General features: G+C 42.1%; 12 protein-coding genes. All 12 read right to left on the bottom strand.

Annotated features, from left to right (window positions below):
• Positions 1-85: 85 nt before the first annotated feature.
• The 12 genes from ACFOEK_RS12065 to tssC (ACFOEK_RS12010) all read right to left on the bottom strand — a co-directional run bounded on the left by ACFOEK_RS12065 (position 86) and on the right by tssC (ACFOEK_RS12010) (position 15328).
• On the bottom strand, positions 86-1054 hold the full coding sequence (locus ACFOEK_RS12065; protein ID WP_386721141.1) for a hypothetical protein: 969 nt from the start codon (positions 1052-1054) through the stop codon (positions 86-88).
• Complete coding sequence (locus tag ACFOEK_RS12060; RefSeq protein ID WP_386721138.1) at positions 1051-2169, bottom strand: hypothetical protein; 1119 nt, start codon at positions 2167-2169, stop codon at positions 1051-1053. The genes ACFOEK_RS12065 and ACFOEK_RS12060 overlap by 4 nt, the downstream gene beginning before the upstream one ends.
• 47 nt (positions 2170-2216) lie before the next feature.
• On the bottom strand, positions 2217-2504 hold the full coding sequence (locus ACFOEK_RS12055) for a PAAR domain-containing protein (RefSeq protein WP_386721135.1): 288 nt from the start codon (positions 2502-2504) through the stop codon (positions 2217-2219).
• A gap of 47 nt (positions 2505-2551) precedes the next feature.
• A complete protein-coding gene (locus tag ACFOEK_RS12050) occupies positions 2552-4417 on the bottom strand; it encodes a type VI secretion system Vgr family protein (RefSeq protein WP_386721132.1) in 1866 nt (621 codons plus the stop codon).
• A 117-nt stretch (positions 4418-4534) separates the two neighbouring features.
• Positions 4535-5014, bottom strand: coding sequence for an Hcp family type VI secretion system effector (locus ACFOEK_RS12045; protein WP_386721129.1), 480 nt, complete (start codon positions 5012-5014; stop codon positions 4535-4537).
• Positions 5015-5273: 259 nt separating this feature from the next.
• A complete protein-coding gene (tssH, locus tag ACFOEK_RS12040; RefSeq protein WP_386721126.1) occupies positions 5274-7880 on the bottom strand; it encodes a type VI secretion system ATPase TssH in 2607 nt (868 codons plus the stop codon).
• Between the two features lie 41 nt (positions 7881-7921).
• Complete coding sequence (tssG, locus tag ACFOEK_RS12035) at positions 7922-8932, bottom strand: type VI secretion system baseplate subunit TssG (protein ID WP_386721123.1); 1011 nt, start codon at positions 8930-8932, stop codon at positions 7922-7924.
• The gene (tssF, locus tag ACFOEK_RS12030) at positions 8929-10761 is read right to left on the bottom strand and encodes a type VI secretion system baseplate subunit TssF (protein WP_386721120.1); all 1833 of its coding nucleotides are present in this window, start codon (positions 10759-10761) and stop codon (positions 8929-8931) included. The genes tssG and tssF overlap by 4 nt, the downstream gene beginning before the upstream one ends.
• Positions 10758-11243, bottom strand: a complete 486-nt coding sequence (gene tssE / locus ACFOEK_RS12025; protein WP_386721117.1) for a type VI secretion system baseplate subunit TssE — start codon at positions 11241-11243, stop codon at positions 10758-10760. The genes tssF and tssE overlap by 4 nt, the downstream gene beginning before the upstream one ends.
• A 34-nt stretch (positions 11244-11277) precedes the next feature.
• On the bottom strand, positions 11278-12099 hold the full coding sequence (locus ACFOEK_RS12020; RefSeq protein WP_386721114.1) for a type VI secretion system accessory protein TagJ: 822 nt from the start codon (positions 12097-12099) through the stop codon (positions 11278-11280).
• Between the two features lie 9 nt (positions 12100-12108).
• Entirely contained in the window at positions 12109-13656 is a 1548-nt protein-coding gene (gene tssC, locus ACFOEK_RS12015) for a type VI secretion system contractile sheath large subunit (protein WP_386721111.1), read from the bottom strand.
• Positions 13657-13834: 178 nt separating this feature from the next.
• The gene (gene tssC, locus ACFOEK_RS12010) at positions 13835-15328 is read right to left on the bottom strand and encodes a type VI secretion system contractile sheath large subunit (RefSeq protein ID WP_386721108.1); all 1494 of its coding nucleotides are present in this window, start codon (positions 15326-15328) and stop codon (positions 13835-13837) included.

Raw genomic sequence — 15328 nt, 5'->3', positions numbered from 1 at the left:
AAAAGCCTAACAGAAGTGAATACTATTCATGATCAGTTGAGTTGTGGGATTTAACTGGTGTTTTATTGTGTGTTTCTATTAGGCTCTATATTGACGTCCAATTATATATCGCCATTGCTCGGTAGAGCTTATCTGAAATTTCACATTGCAGTGTTAGGCCTTCAAGGCGCTCTTTTCTATAAGACTCATAAATATGAAAGAAGCGATAAAGAGCACCAACTGAACCGAGTTCGCCAGTAAAAACGGTAGAGAAGTTCATTTGTGTATGCTTAGAAACAACAGGAGCGAGAACTCGGTATTTATCCGACCAAGCTTGAGTTAGTTGAGCGTCGCCATTATCCGGTAAATAGATCCAGGAAAGTGCAGTATTCATTTGATCGACAACGTTATGGAATAACTGCTCTACTGCTATGTCACCCTGGTCGTGGATATTATGTCTTTGAATATTCGCATCTGATCCAGACCAATTCACTGTTAGGCCATGAGTCGATCTTCGAAGACCTAAGATGATTGCACCTTCAGAGGCAACAATACCCTCACCTGACTCGTCTAACAACATCCCATCCTGAGCCAAGAGATCAAGAAGATTAAAGTCGCCCAAACTATCGACCCCCATTAACCAAACTCTGCCATCAGGTCTATGTTTGAATATTTCTTGAAGATGAGACAAAGCCATGAGTGCAGCAGCCCGTCCATAAGGATATACCCGGCTATCGGCATGACTAACAAGATTAGGATGAGCTTCTGCTAAGAGTTTTGTCCATTGGGACAACTGATTTTGATCCTGCAAGCCATAGGACGGTGGAATAAAGAGAACTGGATCATTCGAAGGATCAACTTCTAAGCCATCTAATGCCTGACTTAGTAGAGCTAAATAGCGAGATTCAACAGTCTCGAAGACATCAAGTTCATAACAAAACGACCCAAATATAGACCTTTCATCCTTTAAAACGACTTCTTCAGGAAAAACAGGAACTGAATCCAGTCTAGTAGCTAACTTTGAATCACTGGCTTTTCCTAAAAGCATTGACTGATGCTCTATTACAAGGTTCATATAGAACCGCCGACATCATTTCTTTTGCCACAACTTGCCGACAACGCTGTAGAACAAATCAGAGCATGGGATGGGTTATTGAAGGTCAAATGAACCGCAGCCTGATTTCTTTGGAGAGAATTCCCATACAACAAGACTTCTTCAAACTTAACGCTCGACAAGTCTTGCCCAGCTAATTGCCGACTTGCCCGGTTTGCAGCACTAGCATGAAACCAATCCAGGATGTCTTTTTCAACAATATTTGTATCAATTACATCCCAAGCAACATCACGAGTTGGGTGAAATGCTTCGTAAGGAATTAATTGAACCAGTTCATCACCGAGTTGTGTTACAAGGCCTTTAAGAACCGTTTCTCGATAGGGCTCTTGAGAAAGGAATTCACATAGAAACGGAATATATTGAACACACGCAGACTTAGACATTACAGAAATGAGTAACGACTTCTCAATATTTGAGGTACTAGCCAAGTCTTTAATCAGAGCGTCGCACCGATCTTTTGACATAGCAGAAACAAGTAAATTAACTACTTCATCAGTTAAATATTGCGGGTGTTTGAGGAGTTCATAGAACAGTGCCGCTGAATCAACTCTTTCACCAAGTAATAAAAGACCTAACTGGGCAAAGTTTCTTTGAATCTGGTCTGCTTGAATATCAGTCACTATGGATCTAAGGCCACTAACTTGACGAGCATCACCACATTTACCTAACAACAACAGATCAATGGGATTAAGCTCCGTTAAACATGCTTCAAAATACTCATGTGGTAACCTTTTACTGTCTCTAAGTAACAACTCTAATCCAAAGCGACGAGTCTTTTCTGAGTCAGTTTTGAGCATTAAAGGAATTAAATGGTCTCTTTTATTAATCCCCAAGGCTAAAGACAACTCTGCGAGGAACAGAAGATAATTCGTTTCCCATGTATTCTCAGGTTCGATCACATTTTGAACCCAGGAATCACTATCAGACAACAAGAGCTTCAGCGCTTCTGATCCATCACCTAGTTCAGAATAACTTGTCAAAAGACTAAGTGAGTCAATGAGTCGAGAATCATGTTGTTTAAGCTGTTGATGTGTAGTTAGCCACATCCGCTGGAGAAACAGACGCTGCTCTAACAAAGCTTCACAGTGCTCTTGTAGACTTTCCTTGTCTAACATTATCTTTCTTATCCAATGGTTACAGTGGGGTTACCAACTACGATTTTTCCACCATGTTTACTACTGTCCCCCATCCTGGCGGCAGGTTTACCATTTATTTTTACGGTTGCAGAACCAGACGAAATAGAATCAGGCGGTCCTACACATACCATCATGTCACCTTGACGCGCCGCAGGCAGGCCACCAATTAAGACATTTCCTGAGCCAACAACAACGGGACCGCCAACATGAGGTACGGGGCCTGTAGATCTCGGACATACATGGAAGTGAGAAATTGTTGCTGCGGGTTTCCCCATAATGATTACCTCTAAAAAGGGTCGACTTTGTAACTCAAAAATAGTGGCTAGTTAATTGCCACCGTACCGCCCTTAACAACAACCTGGGCACCACCTTTGACGGTTGTATTAGCGCCACCGTCTACAGTTACATTCTTGCCTTTGATGGTAATAGTTCCATCACTTTTCATCGTTATAGAAGATCCGCCCGTTTTAAGGCTGATCTCTTGGCCAACATCAATGGTCAGTTTCTTAGCAATTTTTAACGTGTCTGAGCCATCGATTTTGGTATTTCTGTCTTTGGCGATCGTAACGGTTTCGTTGTTATCAATCGTGGTCGCTCTGTCATTGCCAACCCAATCCACTTGGTCATTTTCAACATTTAAGTGATGATCTTTTTCAGCATGAAGCATCACCAACTCATTGCCTTTATCGTCTTCGAAACGGAGTTCATTGAAGTTCGTATCAGACCCAGTTTTTGTAGAACGTGATTTGATGCCGCTTTGGGTTTTATTGGCAGGTAGGTCATAAGGAGGCATTAGGTCAGCGTTATAAACAGCACCAATAATAATAGGCTGATCAGGATCGCCATTTATAAACTCTACCAGTACTTCTTGTCCTACACGTGGAAAGAAAAATGCGCCCCAACGCTTACCTGCCCAGGTTTGGCTCACGCGAATCCAGCAAGAGCTTTTGCTGTCTTTTTTACCTTCTCGATCCCAATGAAACTGAACTTTCACACGACCATATTTATCGATGTGAATTTCGTCACCACTTTCCCCTGTTACAACGGCGGTCTGAACACCGTGGATAACCGGCTTAGGCGTCAACACAGTAGGGCGATATATCACATCTTTAGGGACACAGTTAAAACTGTTAGTGATTGTATCATTTGATGTCTGACTGGCCCCTGTTTGGCTGTGAATAGATGCTGAAATACTCACTTTAGTGATCAAATAACCTTGACCAATTTCACTCTTATCATCGTGATCACTAAATTCAAAGGTTCTACCAGGCGCAAAAGATCGACAGTTTCCAGCACCCACTCTGGTTTGAGTTTCTTTTTGGAGCTCTTCTAAACGTACATTAGCAATAGATTGGGCGCGATCAGTGAACTTACCCTCTCCAGCATACTCAAAAACTTCATAATTCGATTGATTAGGAATTACTGAGCCCTCTGCCCTGCTGCCTTCAGGTAATAGTTTAGGCTTTTGGAGATCGTACCCTTTTTGAGTGTACTTTCCGGGAGTAATATTTAAGCCAGAGTTCCAGTGATGAACATGAGATTCCGCTAAACTCCCTGATGAGTATTTAACTTTAGCTTCGTCACATGGTTGATATGCAGAAGTATCATCTGCAAGAACAATGGAATGTTTGGTTTTATCATGTTCAAAAAAATGAAAGATCCCTTCTTGTTCAAATAATCGGGAAATAAAAGACCAGTCAGATTCCTGATACTGAACACAATACTCATACGCAGGATAGGTTTTCTTTAACTTACTTAAAAATTTGACCTTGTGTTCGTCAAACAGAGTTTTGGCAATATCAAGCACAGAGACGTTCTGAAAAATCCTGCAATTTACCCTATGATTCATCAACCAGGATGCGGGCAAAATTGTTGCCGAATAGTCTCGAAATAATTCGCCATCCGCCTCTTTTGGTGTTCTTTGCCCCAGAGAACGCAACTCACTAACGATCCCGTTAAAAAATCGTTCTACAACACTACCGTCTTTGTTCATTAACAATGAAATAGTAACTGATTGGCCAATCAAAGACTTGGGATCAATTTCAACACCATTGGTATACATTAGAACATCGTAACGAAAAGGCTGAGAAATACCTTCATGCGCATCAAAACGAGTTAAGTGAAGAGTATCTTTTCCAAGGGGGGTGATTATTTTGATCGTATTTGAATCTTGTGTGGCTTTAAGCATCCATTCGCCTCTACTTCATGATAATGATCAAACTTCACGACGTCCTGTCGCTTAATAAAATCGATCAAGGAAATGAAATCTGGCGCCATGATGACGCCAGACAAATCAGCAACAAGCTTACATTTGCTGACCTTTAACACCGCTGTAACCGTATACCAACGGAGCAGAAACATTGTTTTTGTCATCTGTTGGAGTAACAGTCATCATCAGCTCGGTGTAGCTGATAGTAATAGTTTCGATTGGACGATCGCCTTGAACAGACATTTGATAGCTGCTCACCATCGCGTCAGATAACTCAATCTTCATGATTTCTTCGATCTTGTCACCTTGCTTAGTGATGTGAAAAACAGCGCTCTTACCTTTACCAATAGTTGCTTCTTTGAATAGATCTGGAGAAGCTTTGTCCTGAAGCTTAGTAATAACGATATCACTAAGACGAGTTGAACTTGCTTCACGATCCTGGGCAGTACCAGTGAATGATGAAAGCTCACGGCTTGACCCCCAATCCATGGAAAGAAGAGTAATCATATCCTTGAACTCTTCCGCAGTCGTTTCACCTTTAATACCTTCATAATTCAAGTACGTATTAGATTGCATGCTATGCTCCTTGTGCATAAATTTTGGTCAATTCCGACCTGGTTTAAACCTACTACAACTTAAAGTAGGCGTTGAAATCCGTTCAATAAACCTTTGAAAAATAAACAAATTAAATATTTAGATCATTCATTAAAGCAAGCTTGTTTATTTTTTGCTTCCGTGTTATTTCACTTCCGTAAAGCTTGCTATGTCTTTGATGCTCTCGGAGTATATAAACCCCTTTTTAGTACGCAATAACGAAAAGTGATTGAAAAGTTACTTATGTGAGCTCAACCACAAATTTTCCTTCTTCTACAGCAAGTTGAACCGAAGTTAGTGGAGTTTTATCAGCCATTCTTCCTAGTATCTTAAGAGAGAGCTCTGGCAAGATTTGATTCTGCAAAATGTTATGAATCACACGAGCCCCTGAATCAACATCCGTACATTGTTCAACAATGCTACATACAACAGTTTCATCATAAGTAAAGTTTGCTTGATAGTTGTTTTTCAGACGCTTTACGACTTTATTCAGCTGTAGTTTCGCGATGGAAGATAATTCTTCTTCATTTAGAGGGAGGTAAGGAATGACATTAAGCCTACCTAGAAATGCCGGTTTGAACACAGCCAGTAAATCGTCTTTAAGGGCTTTCCCAAGACCGACTGGAGACGGTGCTGTTTCTGGGTCCTCACACAAGCGCATGGTGGTGTCTGTACCCACGTTGGACGTCATAATAATCGTGGTGTTACAGAAGTCGATATCACGGCCTTCGCCGTCTTTAATCATTCCTTTATCAAAGACTTGATAGAAAATATCTTGAACGCCTGGATGGGCTTTTTCCATCTCATCCAATAAAACCACACTGTAAGGCTTACGACGAACCGCCTCTGTCAGCACTCCTCCTTCGCCATAACCAACATAACCAGGAGGCGAGCCCAACAGGAGCGAGACCTTATGCTCTTCTTTGAATTCAGACATGTTGATGACAGTGACATTATCTTCACTGCCATAGACTTGTTCAGCTAAGGCTAATGCGGTTTCGGTTTTCCCTACGCCACTTGGACCAGTAAGCAAGAAAATACCATTGGGGCGATTCTCATCACTTAAATGAGCTCGTGAGGTCTGGACTGTTTTAGAAATAAGCTCAAGCGCATGTTTCTGACCAATCACACGTTCTTCAAGATGAGACTGAAGCGAAAGGATGGTCTCTATTTCATCGGCCTGCATTCGACCTAATGGAATTCCTGTCCAGTCAGAGACAACTTCTGCAACCAAGGTGTCAGTGACTTGCCAATGCACCATAGGATCGGTTTGATTTGACAATGTATCTCGAATTTCTTTCAGTCGAGCTTTCTTATCGTCTACTACTTCCACAGCCAACTCTGCATCACTAGAAATCTCTGACACAATTGACTGTGCCTCTTCTACTAGCGATTTCTCATCTTCCCAGCGTTGTTTTAGGGTTTCTAACTCTGACTCTACGGCAGTTAACTCCTGTTGAAGAAGGTCGAGGGAGTCGCTATGGTCTTCACCAATTTTTTGCTCTCTCTGAAGAACCTCAATCTCGGAAGTAATTTGAGCCTGTCGGCGCTGCTTATTCTCAACTTGAGCTGGCGTTGCATCCTGGCTCATTGCAACCCTTGCACACGCAGTATCCAGCAAACCAACAGCTTTATCTGGGAGTTGTCGACCATTGATATAACGGTCAGACAAAGTAACAGCAGCATGTAGCGCCTGATCGGAAATAGAAACGGTATGATGTTGCTCCATTACTGGTAGCAACCCACGCATCATGACTACCGCTTTTTCAGGGCTTGGCTCTTCTACTTTCACAACCTGAAAACGTCTTGTTAGCGCGGCGTCTTTTTCAAAATATTTCTTATATTCGGCCCAAGTAGTGGCAGCGATTGTTCTAAGTTCGCCTCTAGCCAGAGCCGGTTTCAAAAGATTAGCGGCGTCATTTTGACCAGCCTGACCGCCACTTCCAATCATAGTATGAGCTTCATCAATGAATAAAATGATTGGAACCGGAGAATTAGACACTTCTTTAATGACTTGCTTTAAGCGATTTTCAAACTCCCCTTTCATGCCTGCACCGGCTTGAAGAAGCGCTAAATCCAAAACTCGGATAGAAACATTTTTAAGTTTCTCAGGTACATCGCTCTGAGCGATTCTCAAAGCTAAACCTTCTACAACGGCAGTTTTACCAACACCTGCTTCACCAGTCAGAATAGGATTATTCTGTCTGCGTCGAGTTAAGATATCCGCCATTTGACGAATCTCATTATCTCTTCCTAGGATTGGATCAATTTTTCCTGCTCTAGCCTGCTCCGTTAGGTCAATAGTGAATTGATCCAGTGCCGCTGAACCTGAATTTATAGATGGGGTGCTTTCGACTGAAGCAGAACTCGCTTCTTGAGAGTCTTTCTGTAAATTTGGCCAAGCCTGAAGAAGCTGTTCAGCATCAATTCTGCTCAGTTGCTTAGAACTGCGTGCAACCCACACTGATAGGGTTTCATCATTTAGCAGAGTATACAGAATGTACGCAGACCGGATCTGATTATCCCCAAACTGAATACTCGTATCCAACCAAGCTTGCTTTAGTAGGCTAGTTAATTGGATAGAAATGCTTGGTAAAGAGTTATTTCCCGATTTTTGCTTTTCTAGAGCCGTTTGAATTTCTGAGTTTAATTCATCGGGATTAATACCAAAAAAGCCACAAATGATTTTAATGTCACCCATGTCTTGATCAAGCATGGCGGACAACCAATGGTCGATTTCAACAGTGAAGTGACTTCGGGATTGGCACAAAGCAGTCGCTGCTTCCAATGCATTTCGACATTGAGGGTTTAACCTGTTAACAAGGCTTTTAAGTGTTACGGTTGTCATTACTGCGTCCTTTCGCTAACTGAGTCCATTCAATTTGATATCTAAATAGAGGCATACTCTTGATTAAGATTTGTCCGTTTGTTTAGAGGTACATCTAAACGAGCGGTCTGCCCTAATGAGGAATTATTTTTTCCTAATTTTGTTGTTGGTAAATAATCCAACTTTGAAGTGATCTGTAGTTTTACCTTTACGCCATCATTGACGTAATTATCTAACAGCATCATCAACTGCTTTCGTAACTCTGAACCTGGCAATAGTTGTTGCACTTGTTTCTCCCCTTCAGGAAAAACAACAACTTTTATTGCAGAAGATATATCCCATACCTTTGAACCTAAGGTCGCTTCACACCCTAGTCTGCAGTATTGGCCTTCCCATTCGGAGCTTGAAGGCAGTTTAGTCTGATCTTGCTTTGCCAAGGTTACCCAACGACCTTCCAACTCATGAATTTCTACCCGACAGCCAAGATAATCAGTTAACAACTGACGCAATCCTTCGGACGAACGATTCACTTTGTTGAAAAAACCACCGTAATAAATGCCTAAAGCATTTTCTGCCCCGGTCAAAGCAGCCAACGAACGACTGAAGGCATCACCAAGGCCCTCGCTACCAGAACTTGACTCATCACCTTGCTCTAGATGGCAAGCGATACGGTATTTCTTCCAAGCGCGGTAACTTAAAGAAATCAGACGATGGTTAAAGAGATCAAAGAAATCCCGCATCGCAGTGTCTCTATTTTTTATACACTGCAGGATAAGTTCACTGTAATGCATAGGAAGGACACCACTAGATCCTGTGAGCCCCATAAAGCTCACATGCATGTCCAACGCAGTTTTTCCATCACTCTGGTGTCTTGTTTCGGCCTTTGTAATCGGACGGCCTGGAAAACCAATATGTTGATCGCTTTTGAAACGAATCAGCTCTTTGTTTGGAAAACTATCCTTACCTACGGATAGCCACGCTTTATCTTCAGCCGATAATTGTTGCTCTACCAGATAAACCGCCTGATAAAAATCATAGTCGCCCGGCGAGTCTATTAACTGCTCAACACTCACACCAACACCCTCTGACCGACCCGAGCCTTCCATGTATGGTAAGGTCGTTCTTGATCTCTGAATTTTACGGTCAAGCGTGTATAGCTATTAATGGCTGCATACTGAGAAAAGAAACCATCTAGGATATTTGAGAAAAAGTAGATCCCGCTGCCCACGAATGCGGATTCCGAAAACTCAATTTCTATCTCACTGCCGCTACAGATTGCAACCCGACCTTGCTGGTTAACTCTCGCAGTCCCAGGTGTAATCGTCACTCTAGAGATACCATCTATTAGTGCTTTATTTTCTGGTGAACACTTAAAATCATACAGTCGAAGAGTTTCTTTCAATTTTTCTGACGCATCAGGGCCTGTAAAGTGATTCAGACTTAAATGACTCACTAACTGCCATCGAGTGTTCTCGTGCAATGACGGTCTAATAGTATTGGTAGGTGCGGTTAAACAACGAACCTCTTTAATTAAGTCCGCGTGTTCTTTAACTCCCATCTGAGGCTCTCCACCGCCAAAAGGGAGATGCGCTGGTAGGTTGCGATTGCTACATAAAGCATTCACCTGAATGACCGTATTGCTATCATGATCATTGCCACTGGAGCCTTTGAACTTTCGATCAACTATTGAGAGATAAACTTCGGTTCCTGCTTCTGAATACCCGCCGGCCCAATCTGAAAACTCTCTACGTGTATGCCAGAACAACTCGTTCTGTCCAAGATAATTAGGATGTCCCTGCGCATAGAACGGAGGTAGATTAGTTTTGTTACCATAAGCGTCGAAAGCATCAACATCATTCACTGAAATGATTTCATTGACCTCTTCGTCCTGATATTGAGGAACCAACCGGTATTCATATTGAGAGGCTTCAAGACGAACAGGCTCAAGGCTCTGAGTAAATAAGTTAATGATTGGAGTGCAGCCTAATAAAAGACTCTCAGAGGTTACGTGACGTTCTAACTCTTCAGAACCTTCTGCAAGATAAAGATAAAGCTCAAGCCCATCTTTTATGTCTCTCCATTCAGGGTTTAAGTCCGCCAATTCAAAGAATAAAAATTTTTCAGGGAAAATGAACTGCTCTACAAGTAGACGGTATCCAGCTAAGCTTCGATTCGAATAAGGAACGACTTGATGAGCATCATCAAAACCAACAGTTTTTAAATGCCTAGGTAGTAAAAACTTAACTTTTTCAGGTTCACCCTTTGGAGCAAAGCCTATTTGGACGGTATGGCGGCAGATTAATTCGTATAGAGGGTAAACATGATGCTTTTGACCATTGATATAGAAACGCAATGAATCAATTCCAAGCTCACCAAATTCAGTATTTTCAAACTCACAATCAAGGTTCAACTTGATGAGTGCTTTGGCTGGCACAGTCAGCGGAGGTTTAGGGGCATTAAACGGAGCATTCTTAAACTCAGCGCGAGTAACTTCAACAGGCCATAATTTAGTGTCATAACAGGTTTCAAAGCTACAAGGTTTAAAGCCCGCAACCTGTGTATTAATTTGACTCCCCTTTTTCATAAAGAAACCATCAGTCGACAGATTTTGAGTCGTCATTTTAACGATTGACATTGATGGAATAGGAGCCTGGTAATCAGGATAAAGCTGTCCAATTAATGCATCCGTTAATTCAGGAAAGCTATCATCGAGTTTTTGACGAATCTGTGCCGTAAGAAATGAAAACGATTCAACCAATCTTGATACGTGTGGATCTTCAATGGTCTCATCACTAATTTTTAATCTACCTGCTATCTTAGGATAAGCATCTGCGAACTCAGCACCCATTCTACGAATGTATGTAAGCTCTCGATTGTAGTACTTCAAAAATTCTTCATTCATAGGAGAGAATCTCTTACTTTTAGCCCCAAATTCACGGGCTCAATCTCAGAATCAAACGTAATAGTTTCAGGGTATGGATCAGCGTAAAGCAAAGCCTCAATACGAACCCTCAGTACTCGATCTAAAGGTTGCTCTTCATCAATAAGGGATATACTCACATCAACAAATCGTGGCTCGAACAGTCTTATTGTGTATTCGATTCGCTTACATAATGCTTGTCTACCGTCTAATGAATCCATGGCCATGCTGGAGAAGTCTGGTAAGCCATAATTCAAAAGGCTCTTATCCAACTCCGAATATGAATCCGGCCATACGTGCCATTGAACTTTCGAATTCAACAAATTCTCCAAATCGCGACGTACACTTTGTCGAACTTGTTTAATGTCCGCGCCCTGTCGCATTCTTGGTGAGTCAGCAATTCCAGGTGAGTCATCCATTAATCGATCCAGAATCGACATTTGCAATGGCTGCTTAGTATTCAAGACTTAATCCTTTGGCGTACTTCAACTTCATGGACTAAACAGCTTCTGGCTCTTTATCTTGAGCTTCAGCAAGGTCACCACAAGCGAATGATGATATGTCTGTAATCGCCAAAGCTTGCTCTCCGACTAACCACATTTTTTGACCTACACCTGTGAACAGCTGCTCAGAACGTTCAGCCCAATCCGTCTCACGGCCTAACAACTCCATAGGCGTAGCACTCTCTGCATATATAACAGGCAAAAATGCCTCGCCACTTGGCCCGTCCTTGATGGACACTTCAACGCGTCTTAATACAGTTTCAATCAGAGATTCAGGGGCTTTTATTTCTAAATAATCAATATTCGAGAAGTTGGTGACGTAATACTTTCCATCTGTTCCAAAAAGTTCGATATAGCCGCACAAGCTGTCATCTAAATCACGAACATCTGCGTACTGCTCATCATTAATCTGAACTGGTGTTTTCTTACGAGCATGCTCTAGTTTATGAGCAATACTCTGAGCATCATCGAAACGTTCTTCTTTTAATGCCAAACGCAGTTCTAATAGGGTTTGAAGCTCTGTATCCGCTTCAAAAAAGATTGAAGCGGTATCCGCGCCGTTATAGAAATCAATTCGAGATTGCATAGCGCGAATTAACTGTCGCAAGTTTACTGCTCCGATCAGAAAATCAGGGTTTTGACGAACCATCATGTCCAGTTGATTGTCAGCCTTCTCTAGCTCACCGGAGACGCAAAGTAACTCAACATAAAGCGCTCTTTTTTCAGTACTGAGAGGATCGTCTTTAAGCTCTTGCCCTAGAATTTCACACGCTTTTGTCAGTTCACCCTGTTGAATGAGTTCTTTTACGTTCGTCATAATCGTTCCTTAAAATGTTGACTGGTGCTTTGGCGTTAGTTCCGTTACCAGCTTGATGCTGGTCGCCATTTGATCTAATTGAAAATGAGGCTGTAAGCGAATAATGGAGAAATACCTTCCTGGCTGACCTCTCATTTCTTTTACTTGAATTTGCCCTTCGTGCAGAGGATATCGGGCTCTTACCTCTTCAGAGGCACTATCAGATGCCGTTGTATAACCATGAAGCCACCCTTGTAGCTCTCGCTGACAAGAATCAGCTGATTGAAAACTCCCCACCTTGTCTCGACCAATCACTTTGATGTAGTGGGCAAACCGAGAAACACATAATATGTACTGAAGCATTGATGACAGTTTTGAATTTACATTGGCTACGGCTTTATCAAAGAGGGGTGGTAATCGAACAGATGCGTTACTGAAGAAAGCAGAATGCTCTGAGTATGGAATGGAAGACAAGGGTATAAACCCATTCTCTGAGAGCTCTGATTCCAACCTCTCTCCTACAAGAACATTCACCGAGGGTTTAACAAATTTCTGATATTTAGACGTTTCATATTGGCAACCAGGCAAATCAGTCACAATGCCATGATTATATTGGCCTGCTTTAAGCCCTCTGATTTGTCCAAACCAACCGGATTCCGAAAAAGCCCGAACAAGAACAGAAGCAAATGCATATGCAGAGTTACCCCATAAATAATCTTTCTCAGCCGAGCGAATCTTCTCATTGAAGCGGAAAAGATCTTTCCTCAAGCCGTCGTCTTTATAAGGTGATCTCATTAATACTTGCGGGACTGTAATACCCAAAAACTTAGAGTCTTCCATTGCTCTTAAAGAACGCCACTTAAGATATTCAACCTGTTTAAAGTGGCTTGTAATATCTGTGACTACACCTAACTCTGAAAAGTGGTCAACACCAAATAACGACGGATGTGCTGACGTTACAAAAGGGGCAAACGCCGCGGCAGAGGATCTCGCAATATCTTTCAGGATATCAATGTCACTGTTAGAGTTCCCTGTTCTCGGTCTGTGAGAGACCTGATAGTCACCAATTAGAACCCCAAACGGCTCACCACCTGCAGTATCAAACTCGCTGCCATAGATCAGTTTAAAAAACTCACTCTGATCAAACTCAATAGCACGACTAATATCTCGTGTAAGTTCATTCCACGACAGTGGAAGCAGCTTCAACTTTACCTTTTGTTCACGATCATGGGCTTCCGTTTGCTCGGATAGGTACAAAAGCCCACGCCAACTGGCTTCAAGCTTCTGAAACTCAGTTCTATGAATAATGTCGTTCACTTGCTCATTCAATAAGCGGTCTATATCTGAAATCGCACGAGAAAGAACAGACAGAATTTGGTCTTTGGAACGAGAGTCGTTATCAAACTCCACATAATCCAGCCAATAGAGTAAAGATCGAACTGAATGTTGCTCACCTAAAAATCGGTCTAACTTTGTTATGTTGCTATATCGAGAGGTATCACGATGATTAGCCGAAGCCTTACCTTCGCCTTCGCGCTCAAATACACTCTGATCAACAAAATTAAGAGCATTTAACATTACTACAGACTTATCCTTGTCTTACGTTGACTTCAGCTAAGAAGTAAAATGCCGTATTCAAACTCAATCCGTGAGTTACTGAAGACGAAGCAATCAATCACACAAATATACTTGGTGTTGACTGCATGAAAACTTGGAGAAAATGAGCCAGAATTTACTGACTCATTTACTCTAATGATTAACCGCCAATTTCAGGAATTTTAGCGACTAAACGTAGTGAGGTTGTAAGTTCTTCCATCTGCAACCACGGACGAAGCCATGCAACAGCATTGTACGAGCCCGGTGCACCTGGAATTTCTTTAACTTGAACCTTTGCATCCGCTAAAGGATATTTTGCTCGAATTTCTTGGCCACCGCCTTCAGACGCGTTTACATAGCTTAGAATCCAACGATTCAACCATGCTTCAACATCTTCGGCTTCCATGAAACTACCAATCTTGTCACGAGCCATTACTTTCAAATAATGAGCAAAACGACTTGTCGCCATAATGTATGGAAGACGAGAAGAAATGGCAGCGTTTGCAGTGGCTTCTGGCGTGTCGTACTGCTTAGGCTTTTGTGTTGTCTGAGCACCAAAGAACACGGCATAATCGGTATTCTTATAGTGACAAAGCGGTAAGAAACCTAACTTTCCTAACTCTGCCTCTCTTCGATCGGTAATACCAATTTCAGTTGGACATTTCAGATCCGGGTCACCATCATCACTGGTAAAGATATGGCTAGGCAAGTTATCAACGCGACCACCACCCTCTGCACCACGAATAGCAGTACAAAAACCATATTTGCTATACGCTTCTGTCATGCGAGCACCCATAACGTATGAGGCATTCATCCAGCAGTAATCTGAGTGATTCGCTGTTTTAGAGAATTGGGTTTTCTCATCAACTTCAAACTCTTCAAATCCAAACTCTTCAACTGGACTGGTAGCTTGTCCATAAGGCAGACGTGCTAATACTCGTGGCATGGTTAATGTAACGAATCGCGAGTCATCACTTTCACGGAAAGAACGCCACTTAGTGTATTCAAGAGATTCAAACACCTTTTCCAAATCACGAGGTTTGGAAAGCTCAGTCCAATCATCAAAACCAAACAGAGCTGGAGAAGAGGCAGAAATGAATGGGCAGAAGCCAGAAGCTGCAACATTAGACATATTGGTCAAGGTCTCAATGTCTTCTGGGTGGTTGGTAAATTCATAATCGCCGATCAATGTGCCATAAGGCTCTCCACCTGGCGTACCAAACTCAGATTCGTATACCTTTTTGAATATCTGACTTTGGTCAAACTCAACCGCTTTACTAAGATCCTTATGTAGTTCTTTCTTACTTAAGCTAATCATACGAATCTTAAGGGATGCATTGGTCTCAGAATTCATTACAAGGTGATTAAGACCACGCCAGCTGCCTTCAAGCTTTTGAAATTCTTCAGAATGCATGATTTCCGCTAATTGAGTAGAAATCAGCTGATCAATTCGACTGATGGCATCATTGAAAGTAACTGAAAGGTTTTTATTCCAAGATACGGTACCGCTCAACGCTTCTTCAGTCAGGGTTCGCAACAGTTCTTCAGCGCGAGTACTTTCGGTTTGCTTCGTTGCTCCAATGGCTTGTTCCAACAAAGAGCCCGCTTCTTCTGTTGATGCATCTAATGTATCTGCTACTGCTTCCGTGCTCAT

It is taken from the genome of Litoribrevibacter euphylliae, assembly GCF_042646085.1.
Classification (GTDB): Bacteria; Pseudomonadota; Gammaproteobacteria; order Pseudomonadales; family Litoribrevibacteraceae; genus Litoribrevibacter; species Litoribrevibacter euphylliae.
This window is presented reverse-complemented; position numbering and strand designations above follow the sequence as displayed.

What these genes read in the sequence shown, in the direction of transcription:
- ACFOEK_RS12065 (WP_386721141.1), bottom strand. Translation starts at nt 1,054, where the DNA reads ATGAACCTTGTAATAGAGCATCAGTCAATGCTTTTAGGAAAAGCCAGT.
- ACFOEK_RS12055 (WP_386721135.1), bottom strand. Translation starts at nt 2,504, where the DNA reads ATGGGGAAACCCGCAGCAACAATTTCTCACTTCCATGTATGTCCGAGA.
- ACFOEK_RS12050 (WP_386721132.1), bottom strand. Translation starts at nt 4,417, where the DNA reads ATGCTTAAAGCCACACAAGATTCAAATACGATCAAAATAATCACCCCC.
- ACFOEK_RS12045 (WP_386721129.1), bottom strand. Translation starts at nt 5,014, where the DNA reads ATGCAATCTAATACGTACTTGAATTATGAAGGTATTAAAGGTGAAACG.
- tssH (WP_386721126.1), bottom strand. Translation starts at nt 7,880, where the DNA reads ATGACAACCGTAACACTTAAAAGCCTTGTTAACAGGTTAAACCCTCAA.
- tssF (WP_386721120.1), bottom strand. Translation starts at nt 10,761, where the DNA reads ATGAATGAAGAATTTTTGAAGTACTACAATCGAGAGCTTACATACATT.
- ACFOEK_RS12020 (WP_386721114.1), bottom strand. Translation starts at nt 12,099, where the DNA reads ATGACGAACGTAAAAGAACTCATTCAACAGGGTGAACTGACAAAAGCG.
- tssC (WP_386721111.1), bottom strand. Translation starts at nt 13,656, where the DNA reads ATGTTAAATGCTCTTAATTTTGTTGATCAGAGTGTATTTGAGCGCGAA.
- tssC (WP_386721108.1), bottom strand. Translation starts at nt 15,328, where the DNA reads ATGAGCACGGAAGCAGTAGCAGATACATTAGATGCATCAACAGAAGAA.